13 protein-coding genes and 1 tRNA gene are annotated in these 12,059 nt (G+C 71.8%); 3 read left to right on the top strand and 11 right to left on the bottom strand.

Going from position 1 to position 12,059, the window contains the following annotated elements:
- Positions 1-152: 152 nt before the first annotated feature.
- Both DVW87_RS06330 and DVW87_RS06325 read right to left on the bottom strand, forming a co-directional pair.
- Positions 153-824 (bottom strand): RlmE family RNA methyltransferase, encoded by a 672-nt coding sequence (locus DVW87_RS06330; protein ID WP_114686825.1) that lies wholly within the window; start codon positions 822-824, stop codon positions 153-155.
- A 49-nt stretch (positions 825-873) separates the two neighbouring features.
- The gene (locus tag DVW87_RS06325) at positions 874-1,926 is read right to left on the bottom strand and encodes a Ppx/GppA phosphatase family protein (protein ID WP_181814734.1); all 1,053 of its coding nucleotides are present in this window, start codon (positions 1,924-1,926) and stop codon (positions 874-876) included.
- Between the two features lie 154 nt (positions 1,927-2,080).
- Between DVW87_RS06325 and DVW87_RS06320 the strand changes: the two genes are divergently transcribed.
- Positions 2,081-2,154 (top strand) — tRNA-Gln (locus tag DVW87_RS06320).
- A gap of 93 nt (positions 2,155-2,247) precedes the next feature.
- Positions 2,248-2,454 carry a hypothetical protein gene (locus tag DVW87_RS06315; RefSeq protein WP_114686823.1) on the top strand — a complete coding sequence of 69 codons (207 nt, stop codon included), beginning with the start codon at positions 2,248-2,250 and terminating at the stop codon, positions 2,452-2,454.
- Here the strand turns inward: DVW87_RS06315 and DVW87_RS06310 are convergent.
- From DVW87_RS06310 to DVW87_RS06275, 8 genes are all read right to left on the bottom strand, one after another.
- Positions 2,415-2,849 carry a hypothetical protein gene (locus DVW87_RS06310; protein ID WP_147276223.1) on the bottom strand — a complete coding sequence of 145 codons (435 nt, stop codon included), beginning with the start codon at positions 2,847-2,849 and terminating at the stop codon, positions 2,415-2,417. The genes DVW87_RS06315 and DVW87_RS06310 overlap by 40 nt on opposite strands.
- Positions 2,850-2,863: 14 nt before the next feature.
- Positions 2,864-3,649, bottom strand: coding sequence for an SDR family NAD(P)-dependent oxidoreductase (locus DVW87_RS06305; protein WP_114686821.1), 786 nt, complete (start codon positions 3,647-3,649; stop codon positions 2,864-2,866).
- 111 nt (positions 3,650-3,760) lie between these two features.
- Positions 3,761-4,528 carry an IclR family transcriptional regulator gene (locus DVW87_RS06300; protein WP_181814733.1) on the bottom strand — a complete coding sequence of 256 codons (768 nt, stop codon included), beginning with the start codon at positions 4,526-4,528 and terminating at the stop codon, positions 3,761-3,763.
- 84 nt (positions 4,529-4,612) lie between these two features.
- Entirely contained in the window at positions 4,613-5,554 is a 942-nt protein-coding gene (locus DVW87_RS06295) for a Gfo/Idh/MocA family protein (protein ID WP_114686819.1), read from the bottom strand.
- Positions 5,551-6,543, bottom strand: a complete 993-nt coding sequence (gene araD1 / locus DVW87_RS06290) for an AraD1 family protein (RefSeq protein ID WP_114686818.1) — start codon at positions 6,541-6,543, stop codon at positions 5,551-5,553. The genes DVW87_RS06295 and araD1 overlap by 4 nt, the downstream gene beginning before the upstream one ends.
- Positions 6,540-7,178, bottom strand: coding sequence for a 2-dehydro-3-deoxy-6-phosphogalactonate aldolase (locus DVW87_RS06285; protein ID WP_114686817.1), 639 nt, complete (start codon positions 7,176-7,178; stop codon positions 6,540-6,542). Before DVW87_RS06285 ends, araD1 begins: the two co-directional genes overlap by 4 nt.
- Positions 7,175-8,044 (bottom strand): 2-dehydro-3-deoxygalactonokinase, encoded by an 870-nt coding sequence (locus tag DVW87_RS06280; RefSeq protein WP_114686816.1) that lies wholly within the window; start codon positions 8,042-8,044, stop codon positions 7,175-7,177. The genes DVW87_RS06285 and DVW87_RS06280 overlap by 4 nt, the downstream gene beginning before the upstream one ends.
- Positions 8,041-9,576, bottom strand: a complete 1,536-nt coding sequence (locus tag DVW87_RS06275; protein ID WP_239017787.1) for an aldehyde dehydrogenase (NADP(+)) — start codon at positions 9,574-9,576, stop codon at positions 8,041-8,043. Before DVW87_RS06275 ends, DVW87_RS06280 begins: the two co-directional genes overlap by 4 nt.
- A gap of 78 nt (positions 9,577-9,654) precedes the next feature.
- Here DVW87_RS06275 and DVW87_RS06270 point away from each other — a divergent pair, with 78 nt between their 5' ends.
- Positions 9,655-10,518 carry an SMP-30/gluconolactonase/LRE family protein gene (locus tag DVW87_RS06270; protein ID WP_239017786.1) on the top strand — a complete coding sequence of 288 codons (864 nt, stop codon included), beginning with the start codon at positions 9,655-9,657 and terminating at the stop codon, positions 10,516-10,518.
- Positions 10,519-10,665: 147 nt separating this feature from the next.
- Here the strand turns inward: DVW87_RS06270 and DVW87_RS06265 are convergent, their stop codons facing one another.
- Positions 10,666-11,979 (bottom strand): sugar MFS transporter, encoded by a 1,314-nt coding sequence (locus DVW87_RS06265; protein ID WP_114687115.1) that lies wholly within the window; start codon positions 11,977-11,979, stop codon positions 10,666-10,668.
- Positions 11,980-12,059 lie beyond the last annotated feature (80 nt).

The raw sequence follows: 12,059 nt of genomic DNA, 5'->3' as shown, positions 1-12,059 counted from the left end.
TCCGCAAGCGACCGCCTCCCGTCATTCCGATCCTCCCCGCCGCGCACGCTGCGTTTGCCGTTTGGAACAGCCCCGCCGCGGCGAAGCCGCGTCGTCAGCCGGGAGCTTCGCCCCGCTGGCCGTGGGCCGCTCCGCGACGCGGAGTAGCGGGGCTACTCCGCTGAGCGGCCCTTGAACCCCTGCGCCACCACGTACCATTCGCTGGAGCCCTTGCGGCTCGCCGGCGGCTTGGCGTGCTTCACCGTCGCGAAGTTGCGCTTCATCTCCGCCACCAGCTGCGCGTCCGCGCCCCCGGCGAACACCTTGGCCACATAGGCGCCGCCCGGCACCAGCACGTCCACGGCAAAGGCCAGCCCCGTTTCCACCAGCGCCATGGTGCGCAGCGCGTCCGTCTGCGCGTGGCCCACCGTGTTCGCCGCCATGTCGGACAGGACGAGGTCCGGCGCGCCGCCCAGCGCCTCCATCAGCGCGGCCGGCGCGGCATCGGCCATGAAGTCCATCTGCAGGATCGCCACGCCGTCGATCGGATCGACCGGCAACAGGTCGATCCCCGCCACCGCGGCCTTTGGCACCTTTCGCCGCACCACCTGGCTCCACCCGCCCGGCGCGATCCCCAGGTCGACGATCCGCTTCGCGCCCTTCAGGAAGCCGAACCGCTCGTCCAGTTCGATCAGCTTGTAGGCCGCGCGGCTGCGATAGCCCTCCGCCTTGGCGCGGCGGACATAGGGATCGTTCAGCTGCCGCTCCAGCCAGCGCGTGGACTGCGCCGAACGCTTGCGCGCCGTCTTCACGCGGGTGTGCAGGCCCCCGCCGTCGCGGCTCATGAGTGCGCTCCTTCGGCCGTGCAGCCGGTGCGGCAGGGTTCGAGGTCCATCATCGGGCACTTCCCATCAATCGCTTCAGGATGCCCTCGCGGATGCCGCGATCGGCAACGCCCAGCCGCTCGGCCGGCCACAGGTCCAGGATCGCCTCCAGGATCGCGCAGCCGGCGACCACCAGGTCGGCCCGCTCGGTGCCGATACAGGCAAGCTCGGCGCGCTCGGCAATGTCCATGTGCGACAGGTCCTCGCTGATCTGTCGCATCGCGCTCGCCGGCACGATCAGCCCGTCCACCGCCGAGCGGTCGTAATGCGACAGGCCCAGGTGCACGCTCGCCAGCGTCGTCACCGTGCCCGACGTGCCGAGCAGCCGCGGCCGCCGGAGGTTGCGCGGCAGGCGCGCGGCGAAGCCGGCGAAGCTCTCCTTCACCAGCGCGCGCATCCGGGCGTAATGCGCCAGCCGCTCCGCCTCGTCGCTGCCCCCGCCGGCATGCTCGGTCAGCGACACCACGCCCCACGGCGCCGAATGCCAGTCCAGCACCCGCGGCTCCGCGCCCGACGAATCGATCAGCACCAGCTCGGTGGAGCCGCCGCCGATGTCGAACACCAGGGCAGGCCCGTCGCCCGGCTCCAGCAGCGCATGGCAGCCGAGCACGGCCAGCCGCGCCTCCTCCTCGGCGGAGATGATGTCCAGCCGGATGCCGGTTTCCGCGAACACCCGCTCGGTAAAGGCCGCGCCGTTGGTCGCGCGGCGGCATGCCTCCGTCGCCACCGACCGGGCCAGCGCGACGTTGCGGCGGCGCAGCTTGTCGGCGCAGACCTTCAGCGCGGCGATGGTGCGCTCGATGGCGGCGTCGGACAGCCGGCCGGTCGCGGCAAGGCCCTCGCCCAGCCGCACGATGCGCGAAAAGGCGTCCACCACCACGAAGGCGTCACCCTGCGGGCGCGCGATCAGCAGGCGGCAATTGTTGGTGCCAAGGTCCAGCGCGGCAAACTGCCGTGCTTCCGGCCACCGCTGACGGGGGACCGGGGGCTTGGCGCCGGGTGGAACCGGACGGGCAGGGGACTTGCCCTGCCGGGCCGGCATTCTGGCGGAACGATCCCCCATGCCGGTATACTACTCGCTTGTTCTGTTCTGCCGTCGCGGGAGCTTCCCGTTCGGTGCTTGCCGCCAACGTAGCGCAACCGCAGCCCAGCGCAACCCGCCCCGCGCCTCCCCGGTTGACAGCCCCGCGACACGCGCCTAGAGGCACCCGCCTGATTGCCCGATCCTCTAATGGTAAGAGAGCGGACTCTGACTCCGTCAATCAAGGTTCGAATCCTTGTCGGGCATCCATTTCCCACCCCCTTCCGCTGCACCCTGAAGCGCTCCGGCGACACGCCGCCGCGACGCCGATCTGCCCGCGCCGCGCGCCTGCCCCAATGTGGTTTGCGGCAGTCGCACGCCAGCGGCCACCCGGTCATCGAGGGCGATGACCCGCCGGAAGGCTGGGGCTGGCGCTACCTTGACGTCGAGGAAGTCGACCTGCCGGACAAGACGCCGCAGATCGGCCCCTCCCGCGCCACATCTGACGTCCCCGCGCCGGTCGCGGCACGTCAGCGCACGCGCGGCCGCACGCCGGCGGGCAGCTGGTAGACCGGGCAATAGCGATATTCGGTGCTGCCGCCGTTGCGGCGCAGCCGGAACGTGATCGCGTTGTCCACCGAAACGCTGAACCGGTCGCCGACGCGCGGCGCCGGGCCGGCGCCCGCATCCATGCACGACTGCTCGATCGCATAGGTGGTGCCGCGCTTCGACAGCACCCTGGCCCGGCATGCCCGGCTGTGCGGCGTGGCGAAGCCGCGCCGGTCATAGTCGCGGATGGCCGCGTTGGGCGCGTCCCGGCAGGTCGATCCGCGCGCCACGTAGATGCCGGGCTTCAACGGCACCACGCCGCCCGGCCTGGCGGTCGTATCGACGCTCGCCGAGGCGGCCGTGGCGGTGGCCAGCGCCAGCAATGCCACCCGTCGCGCTGCCGTGATTGCCGTCATGTCCTGTCTCCCGTTCAGGCTATGGTGGGCACGATGCCGCCCTCCACGCGGATCGCGGCGCCGTTGGTGATCGCGCCCAGCGGGCTGGCCAGCAGGGCGACCTGCGCGGCGATCTCGTCGGCCTCGATCAGCCGCCCGATCAGCGACAGCGGGCGCTTGGTGCGGAAGAACTCGGCCTCGCGCTCCGCTTCCGGCGCGTCCTTGTTGTCCACCACCGAGCGGATGAACTCGACGATGCCCTCGGACCGGGTCGGGCCGGGCATCACGGAGTTGACGGTAACGCCGGTGCCCCGCGTCTGTTCGGCGAGGCCCCGGGCGATGGCGAGCTGCGCCGTCTTGGTGGTGCCGTAATGCACCATCTCGCTCGGCACCACGAGCGCGCTTTCGCTGGCGATGAACAGGATCCGGCCCCAGTTCTTCGCGATCATGCGCGGGAAATAATGCCGTGCCAGCCGCGCGCCGCTCACCACGTTCACCTCGAACAGGTGGTGCCAGTCGGCGTCGCTGATCTCGGTGAACGGCCTGGCTTCGTAGATGCCGAGATTGTTGACCAGGATGTCCGCCTCCGGAACGGCGGCGACCAGCTCGGCCGCGCCCTCGGCGGTTGCCGGATCGGCCAGCACCGCGCGCACCGCGCCCGCCGCGCCCACCCGCGCCGCCGCCGCGTCCAGCTTCTCCCGGTTGCGCCCGCAGATCGTCACCGAGACGCCTTCCGCCGCCAGCCGCTCGGCGATCGCCAGGCCGATGCCGGCGGTCGATCCGGTGACCAGCGCGGTCTTTCCCGTCAGTTGAAGGTCCATTCCTGCCTCCCGTCGCCGGATCGCCCGGCCTCGACCGGGGATAGCGCGCTGCCTGAAGCCGGGTTCCGCGGGACGGCCGGGTGGAGGCGCGGCGAGCGCCCCCGTCCGGCGTCAGCTCCGTCCCAGCGCCTGGCCCAGCTCCGCGGCGGCCTGGCGCACCAGCGGCACCAGCTCGGCCATCTGCGCCTCGCCCATATATTGCGCCGCCGCAGCGACGTTGATCGCCGCCACCACGCGCCCGGTTCCGTCGCGCACCGGCGCGGCGACGGAGTGGATATGGTCGGGCGCCGGCCCGTGCTGCAGGACCACGTCGGCGCGCGCCGCCTTGTGCAGGGCCTCCAGCACCTCGGCCGGGCGATGCGCCGCGTCCACCAGCGCCAGCAGGCGGCGCCACTCGGCCTCGCCGTCGTCCAGCATCAGCGCCTTGCCCATGCCCGTTTCCGGCAGCAGCCGGCGCGTGCCCGGCTGGGTGGTCACCGCCACCCGCTCGCTGCCTTGCGTGCGCAGCAGGTGCAGCGAATGGTCGCCGTCGCGCCGGCCCAGGAACGCGCTGAGCCCGGTGCGCTCGGACAGCGCCTGGAGGTGCGGGCGCGCGATGCCCGTGATGTCGGTCTGCTCGCCGGCGCGGTGGCTCAGCCGCAGCAGCGCCGGGCCGCCGCGAAACCGGCCGTTGCCGGCGGGCGAGACGAACCCGCGCCCCGCCAGCGCGGTGACCAGGCGATAGGCGACCCCCTTGGGCAGGCCCGATCGCTCGGTCAGCTCGGCCAGCGTCATCGGCTCGTGCGCGGCGAGTTCCAGCAGGTCCAGCCCGCGCTCCAGCGTCTGCGTGCCCGTCTTGCGCGTGTCCTCGCCGCCATCGGCAACGGCACGGCCGCTCATGCGAACAGGCATGCGCCGGAAGGGAGTTCGGAGTGCATTTGGCGCATGTAGCAGAGCCGGGCCGGGTCCGGCTAGCCGTCGCGGTCAGTCGATGAACGGCTCCACCTGCGTGATCCGCCCGCGCAGAAAGGCGTCGGCGACATGGCGCAACGGCGCCACGTCCACGTCCGACCGGCCCTCGCGCACCAGCGCGGCGAAGCGCGCATAGAGGCCCGGATATTCGCCTTCCAGGTCCGATGCGGGCGGGGCGGCGGCGCCTTGCGGCAGCGTCAGCTCACCGCCGCCCTTGGCCAGCGTCAGCGTGCCGGCGGCGGTTTCCACCACGATGTCCCAGCTTTGCGGACCTTCCTGGCGCAAATCGAGATCCATCGCGATCGGCACGCCCGCCGCATCGCGGAAGGAAACCCGCGCGGCGATCGGCGCGGCGCGGTTCTCCGGCACGTCCAGCTCGGCTTCTTCCACGAAGAACGGGCGCGGCAGGATGCAGGTCGCGATGGACAGCGCGTTGATGCCGGGATCGAACACGCCGAAGCCACCGGGCTGCCAGATCCAGTCCTGCCCCGGATGCCAGACGCGCACGTCCTCGCGCCAGGTGATCGTGGCGCGGGCGATCGCCTTGTCGGCCAGCCAGGCGCGGGCGGGCTCCACCCCGGCGGCGAAGCGCGAATGCCAGCTGGCGAACAGCGTCACCCCCTTTGCCGCCGCCGCTTCGTTCAGCGCCTCCACCTCCGCCAGCGTCGCGCCGGGCGGCTTTTCCAGGAACACGTGCCAGCCCCGTTCGATCGCGGCCAGCGCGATCGCGCGGCGCACCTGCGGCGGGGTGCACAAGGCGACCGCGTCCACCTTCACGTCGCTGGCGGCGAGTTCCTCGATCGAGTGGAAGAACGGCGTGTCGGGCTCGCCTTCCCCATGCCGGCTGACGGTGGCGACTAGCTCGAAATCGGGGTTGCCCGCAATCGAGGGCAGGTGCTGGTCGCGGGCGATCTTGCCCATGCCGATCACGGCGAGACGGATCGGCCCGCTCACAGCGCGCGCACCTTCACCGGCGCGTCAACCGCGACCGCGAGCGGATTGCGCAGCGGCAGCGCGAAGGGCGCCGCCTCGATCTCGAACACGTCGCCGGTCTGTGTCTGCACGCCTTCGGCAAAGGACAGGGTGGCCGTGCCGAAGAAGTGCACATGCACGTCGCCGGGGCGGCGGAACGCGGGATATTTGAAGTGGTGCGCTTCCAGATTGTCGAGGCTGTGCGACATGTTCGCCTCACCGGTCAGGAACGGCTTTTCCCACAGCACGTCGCCGTCGCGGCGGATGCGGCTGGTGCCTTGCAGATCGGGCGGGCAGGCGCCCAGGAGCAGTTCCGGCCCCAGCGCCGCCTGGCGCAGCTTGGAATGCGCGAGCCACAGGTAATTGTGCCGTTCGGTCACATGGTCGCTGAACTCGTTGGCCAGCGCATAACCGAGGCGGAACGGCGTGCCGTCCGGGCCGATCAGGTAGATGCCGGCCAGCTCCGGCTCCTCGCCGCCGTCCTGCGCGAAGGCGGGGCTCGTCAGCGGCTGTTCCGGGCCGACCAGCGACTGGCCGTCGCCCTTGTAGAACCATTCGGGCTGCGCGCCGGCCTGCCCTTCGGCGGGCTTGCCGCCTTCCACGCCTTCCAGGAAGATGCGCATGGAATCGGTCTGCTTGCCCTCCGCTGCCGCCTTGTGCATCGCGTCGCGGCCCGAGGCCGAGCCGAGATGGGTGAGGCCGGTGCCCGCCAGCATCAGCCGCGCGGCGTCCGGATGGTCGATCGCCGGCAGCAGGCGCCCGGCGGCAAGCTCCGCGGCGGGATCGGCGGCTTGGTCACCGACACGCGCCTGCGCGGCCGTGGCGAGGCTCGTGCCCTCCGCGATCGCGGTCAGCGCCAGTTCGCGCACGCTTGCCACGCCGGTCAGGAAGCGGGCACCGGCCGCTTCGGCCAGGATCACGCGGCGGGTGCCGTCGGCCTCCCGGTGCTGCATCAGTCGAAGATGGGTCATGCGAGATCCCTGGTCGCGGAAACGAAGCGCTGCGCATCGGCGGCGATGTCGGCCACCGGCTTGCCCGCCTTGTAGAGGTTGGAGCCGAGGCCGAACCCGTCGGCCCCCGCCGCGCGCCATGCCGGCATGGTCTCGGGCGTGATGCCGCCCACCGCCAGCACCGCCGCGCTCCTGGGCAGCACCGCGCGCTGCGCCTTCAGGAACGCCGGGGAGGCGCCCTCGGCCGGGAACAGCTTCAGCCCGTGCGCGCCCGCCGCCAGCGCGGCAAAACCCTCGGACGGCGTGAAATAGCCCGGCAGGGAGATGCACCCGGCCGCCACGCTCGCGCGGATCACGTCGATGTCGGTGTTGGGCGACACGATCAGCCGCCCGCCCGCCTCGGCCACGCGCGTCACATCGGCGGGGGTCAGCACGGTGCCCGCGCCGATCACCACCCCGGCGCGGTAGCGGGTGGACAGCAGGCGGATGCTTTCCAGCGGCTCCGGCGAATTCAGCGGCACCTCGATCAGGGTGAAGCCGGCATCCACCAGCGCATCGGCGACGGCCGGCGCCTCGTCGGGCGTGAGGCCGCGCAGCACGGCGACCAGCGGACAGGCGGCAAAGGCTTGTTGAAAGAGCGCGGCAGGGTCGGTCATCTGGTCAGTTCCCAAAGGCGGTGGATGCCGGCGGCAAAGGCGGCGTGGCTGTCGACGGAGCTGGAATGCGCGCCCGCGGCGGCGATGGCGACGGCATAGAGATCGGCCAGCGCACCGCTGGCGAGCAGGTGGACATTGCGCCCGCGCAGGTCCTGCGAACCCACGTCCGCCCCGATCAGCAGCCCGCTGGCGAAGCTCGCCGCGGCCTCCGGCTTCAGCGTGCCGAGCAGCACGGCGGCGCGCACCTCGAACAGGGCGACCGGCAGGTCCCGCGCGCCCAGCCCGCGCGCCACGCCGTCGCGGAACGCCGGACCGTCCGCCACCTCGCCGTCCAGCATGCCGGCGAGAATGCCATGCCCGCGCAGCAGCGCGAACAGCTCGCCGGTCATCGCGGTGGCGAAATCGGTGATGCGCCCGCCGGTGACCGTCACCCATTTGTTGTGCGTGCCCGGCTGGCAGAACAGGGCGTCGGCCGGCGCGAGCCCGGCGGCCACCGCGCCCAGCACCTGCACTTCTTCGCCCCGCATCACGTCCGCGCGCGTGCCCTGGAGCAGCGACACGCCCGGCACGATCGCCACGCCCTCCACGCGCACCAGCCGCTCGGCCAGCGTGGCAAGGTCGGCCGGCGCGGCCACATAGGGCGCCTCGCGCCAGCCGCGATTGGAGCCGACCATGCCGGCGGCGATCATCGGCAGGTCGCCGAGGGTCGCGCGCAAGGTCGCGATCTCGCCCGGATAGTCGCCCGCCGACAGCGCCAGCACGCCGGACCCGTCCCGCACTGTGGTCAGCACCGCGCCGTCCGCCGCCATCAGGTAGGCGCGGCGGTTGGTGGTGCCCCAGTCGATGGCGACGAACGCCGGGCTCACGCGCTCTTGCCGTCGATCATCCTGGGGCCGGCTGCACCGTCGCGCAGCTCGGCCGGCAGCAGCGCGGCGGGCAGGTCCTGGTAGCAGACCGGGCGCAAATAGCGGTCGATCGCCAGCGTGCCCACCGAGGTGGAGCGACCGTCCGAGGTGGCGGGGAAGGGCCCGCCATGCACCATCGCATGGGAGACCTCCACGCCGGTCGGCCAGCCATTGGCCAGCACGCGCCCGGCCTTGCGCTCCAGCAGCGGGACCAGCGACGCCGCCGCCGCGTGGTCCGCCTCGTCCATGTGCAAGGTGGCGGTGAGCTGGCCTTCGAGCCCGGCGATCACCGCTTTCAGCTCGTCCAGGTCGCGGCAGCGGATGATGAGCGAGGAGGCGCCGAACACTTCCTCTCCCAGCGCGCGGTCGGCCAGGACGCTCTGCGCATCGGTGGTGAACAGCCGCGCCATCTCCCGCGCCACGCCGTCGCCTTCCAGGCCGCAGGCGATCTGCTCCACGGCGGGGTTGCTCGCCAGCGCCTGCGTGCCCTTGGCGTAAGCGGCGCGGATGCCGCCGGTCAGCATCGGCTGCGGCGCATGCGCGGTCAGCGCCTCGACGGCGGCGCGGGTGAAGGCCTCCAGTCCCTCGCCCTCGATCGCCAGGACGAGCCCGGGATTGGTGCAGAACTGCCCCGCGCCCATCGTCAGCGAGCCGACGAACGCCGTGCCCAGCGCCGCGCCCCGCGCCGCCAGCGCGGCCGGCATGAGCAGCACCGGGTTGATGCTCGACATCTCGGCATAGACCGGGATCGGTACCGCGCGGCCTTGCGCCAGCTTCATCAGCGCCAGGCCGCCGCCGCGCGATCCGGTGAAGCCCACCGCCGCGACCCGCGGATCCTGCACCAGCGCCGCGCCCAGCGCGTTGGCGGGGCCGCGCACATGGCCGAACACGCCCGCCGGCATGCCCGTCTTCTCCGCCGCGCGGCGGATCGCGCCGGCCACCATGTCGTCGGTGCCGGGATGCGCGGGATGGCCCTTCACCACCACCGGGCAGCCCGCCGCCAGCGCCGAGGCGGTGTCGCCCCCGGCGGTGGAAAAGGCGAGCGGGAAGTTGGACGCGCCGAACACCGCCACCGGGCCCAGCGGCACCATGCGCAGGCGCAGGTCGGCGCGGGGCAGGGGCTGGCGGTCGGGCAGCGCCGGATCGATCCGCGCTTGCCGCCAGTAGCCGTCGCGCACCACCTGCGCGAACAGCTTCAGCTGGCCGACGGTGCGCCCGCGCTCGCCGGTGAGCCGCGCGACCGGCAAACCGCTTTCCCGATGCGCGCGCTCGATCAGCGCGTCGCCAAGCGCCACGATCTCCTCGCCGATCGCCTCCAGGAAGGCAGCGCGCGTCTCGGGATCGGTGGCGCGATAGGCGTCGAACGCAGCGTCGGCGGCGGCGCAGGCGGCGTCCACATCGGCCAGGCTGCTGATCGGATAGCTGGGTTCCAGCGGCGCGCCGGTGGCGGCGTCCACGCCCTGGAAGGTGGTGGTCGGATCGGCCTCGCTCACTCGCTGCATCCTGCTTCTGTCTGACTTATTCTGCGCTATAGGCAGGCAGACGGAATGCCACAAGGCTGGGAGAGAGTGATGACGGACGTGCGCACGGTTTGGAGCGGCAAGGCGTTGCTGGGCGAGGGGCCCTGCTGGGATGCGGGCCGCGGCGTCCTGTGGTTCGTGGACATCAAGAACCGGCGCGTGCACCGCCTCGATCCGGCGAGCGGCGAGGCACGCTCGTGGGACGCACCGGCGCAGGTCGGCTGGGTGCTGCCGGCGCAGGACGGCGGACTGGTCGCCGGGCTGCAGACCGGGCTCGCGCGCTTCGATCCGGAAACCGGCGCGTTCACGCCGCTGGCCGATCCGGAGCCGCATCTGCCGGGCAATCGGCTCAACGACGCCACCGTCGCGCCGGACGGATCGATCTGGTTCGGCACCATGCACGACAGCGAGGAAGCGGAAAGCGGCCGCGTGTATCGCTTCGACGGCCGCGACATCGCCGACAGCGGCATCGCGCCGGTGACGATCACCAACGGCCCGGCGCTCTCGCCCGATGGCACGATCCTGTACCATGTCGATACGATCGCCGGCGTGATCCATGCCGTGCCGGTGGAAGGCGGGCAGGCGGGCGAGCCGCGCGCGTTCGCGCGCATTGCGCCGCAGGACGGCAACCCGGACGGGGTGAGCACCGACTCGGCGGGCAATGTCTGGGTCGGCCTGTGGGGCGGCGGCTGCGCCCGGCTCTACGCGCCGGACGGCAGCTTGCTGCGCGAGGTGAAGCTGCCTGCCGCCAACATCACCAAGGTGGCGCTGGGCGGCGCGGATTTCCGCACCGCTTATGCGACCAGCGCCAGCATCGGCCTGCCCGAGGGAGAGGATGCGGGCGAGGCGGGCAACGTCTTCACCTTCCAGGTCGAGGTGCCCGGCCGCCCGCTGCCGCTGGCTAAGCTCGCTTAGCCGCTCCCGTCGCCCCGGCCCCGTGCCGGGGTCCACCGCTCCGAGAACGCAACCGCCCGCGGCTCCGGCGGAGAAGTGGCCCCCGGAACAAGTCCGGGGTGACGAAGAGGAACAGGTCGCGACACCGCCCGTCGGGGTGATGTCGCCCTATTCCGCCGCCGCCACTTCCGGCGCGGCCAGCTCGTGGGTCACCCTGCTGCCCCACAGCGCATAGGCAAGCACCACCACCTCGCACGCCATGGTGAGGAAGAACGAGTTCTGCAGGCCGTAGCGGTCGGCCAGCCAGCCCTGCACCACCACCAGCGCGCCGCCGGCGATCGCCATGATCATCAGGCCGGAGCCTTCCTCCGTCAGCGGCCCCAGTCCCTTGATCGCCAGCGTGAAGATCGTCGGGAACATGATCGAGTGGAACAGGCCGACGAGGATCAGCGCGTACATCGCCAGCGGCCCGGTGGTGAAGGTCGCGGTGGCGACGACCACCAGCGCCCCGAAGGCGAACACCGCCAGCACGCGCTCCGCCGGGATCGTGCGCATGATGAAGCTGCCGGCGAACCGCCCGACCATCATCCCGCCCCACAGCAGCGCGAGATAGCGCGAGGCCTGGTCGTGGGTGATCGCGGTCATCTGCGGCTGCGACACGAAGTTGATGAACAGGTTGGCGACGCCGATCTCCGCCAGCAGGTAGGCGATCATCGTCGGAATGCCGAGCACCAGGTTGCGGTGCTTCCACAGCGACTGCTGCCTGCGCTCCGCCTTGGCGGCGCGCTGCGTCGAGGCGCCCAGCGCGGGCAGCGGAAAGCGCGCGATGATAACCGCGAGCACCACCAGCACGATCGCCACCAGCACATAGGGCAGGATCACCGACTGCGCGTCGGCGAAGCGCTCCGCCTGGCTCAGCTGCACGCCGGCATCGGCGGTGCCGCTGCGGCTGCGCCCCAGGATCAGATAGCCGGCGAACAGCGGCGCCAGCGTGGTGCCGAGCGAGTTGAACGCCTGAACGAGGTTCAGCCGCGACGATCCCGTCTCCGGCGGGCCGATCACGGTGACGTACGGATTCGCCGCGACCTGCAGCAGCGTGATGCCGCTGGCGATGACGAACAGCATCGCCAGCGTCACGCCATAGGAGGGCAGGCTCGCCGCCAGCGTCATGCCCAGCGCGCCCGCGGCCATGATGAGCAGCCCGGTGACGATCGAGCGCTTGTACCCGACCCGCTCGATCAGCTTGGCCGAGGGGATCGAGGCGAAGAAATAGGCGATGAACCACACGCTCTCGATCAGCGTGGTCTGGGTATAATCCAGCTCGAACACGCTGCGCAGGTGCGGCAGCAGCACGCCGTTGATGACGGTGATGAAGCCCCACATGAAGAACAGCGAGGCGAGCAGGCTGAGCGCCTTGCCGTAGGACGTGCCCGGCGGGGCGGCGGTGCCCGCACTGGGGGTGGAGGCCATCGGTCCCGGCATCATTCTCTCCTTCGCCCCGCGCACCGGCGGGTTGCGCTGCTTCGATATGTCAGACTATATTTGCGCCGTTCGCATGGTCA

This window comes from Sphingomonas aracearum, assembly GCF_003345355.1.
In the GTDB taxonomy this organism is placed as follows: Bacteria; Pseudomonadota; Alphaproteobacteria; order Sphingomonadales; family Sphingomonadaceae; genus Sphingomonas; species Sphingomonas aracearum.
This window is presented reverse-complemented; position numbering and strand designations above follow the sequence as displayed.